This is a genomic window from Burkholderia sp. lig30 (assembly GCF_000687455.2).
In the GTDB taxonomy this organism is placed as follows: domain Bacteria; phylum Pseudomonadota; class Gammaproteobacteria; order Burkholderiales; family Burkholderiaceae; genus Burkholderia.
The window spans coordinates 1-726 of sequence record NZ_JGVW01000045.1 but is presented as its reverse complement, the minus strand read 5'-3'; the positions used below and the strand labels follow the sequence as shown (position 1 = coordinate 726).

General features: G+C 72.9%; 1 protein-coding gene. It reads right to left on the bottom strand.

Translation table 11 applies throughout. The annotated features are described in order from the left end of the window. The coding region (locus LIG30_RS02445) for an ImcF-related family protein (protein WP_038709365.1) at positions 1–726 on the bottom strand (726 nt) is incomplete at both ends.

Genomic DNA, 726 nt, shown 5'->3' with positions numbered 1-726 from the left:
CTGCGCGTCCGCGCTGGCGGCGATCTGCTGCAGCTTCAGGCGCATCGTCGTGACGGCCGTCAGGTAGCGCGACAGGCTCACGCCGGTCAGCGCGACGGTCGGCGGGATGCCGCCCTTGCCGTCGGCGGGCTTCGCGGTCGCGCCGGCGTCGCCCATCAGCGCCAGCAGCGGGCCGAACGGCGGGTCGAGCGGATGGACGGCCGGCGCGTCGGATGGGGCGCCGCCGCCGATCAGGCCTTGCGCCTTGCGCACCAGCGTGTCGGTCAGCGCCTGCGACGGCCGGCCCGCCTGCGCGTGAAACTGCACCGCTTTCATCAACGCGATCAGCGGCGAGGTCTGCGCGTCGGCCACGCGCGCCAGCTGCTCGATCGCGCCGTTCAGGTTCGACGCCGGTTGCCAGCGGACGCTGTTCAGCATGCGCTGCCAGGCGGCCGTGTAGTCGGCGAAATAGCGCGCCGTCAGCCGCTGTTTCAGCGCGTCCGCCGCACGTTGTTCGTCGATCGCGGCCGCGCCCTGCGCAAGCGTGTTGGCGACGGTCGGCGCCGGTTGTGAACCTGTCAGCACCCAGTCGCCACTGAGGTGGCGCGCGCTTGATGCCCGCTCGATCGCTGCGGCGATCACGCCGTCCCATGCGGCGCGGGTATAGAGGCCCGGCACCGTCTGCGCCGCCGAGAACAGGCCGCGCGCATCCGTGCCGCCGAGCAACGTGTCGAGCGACGCGTCCGC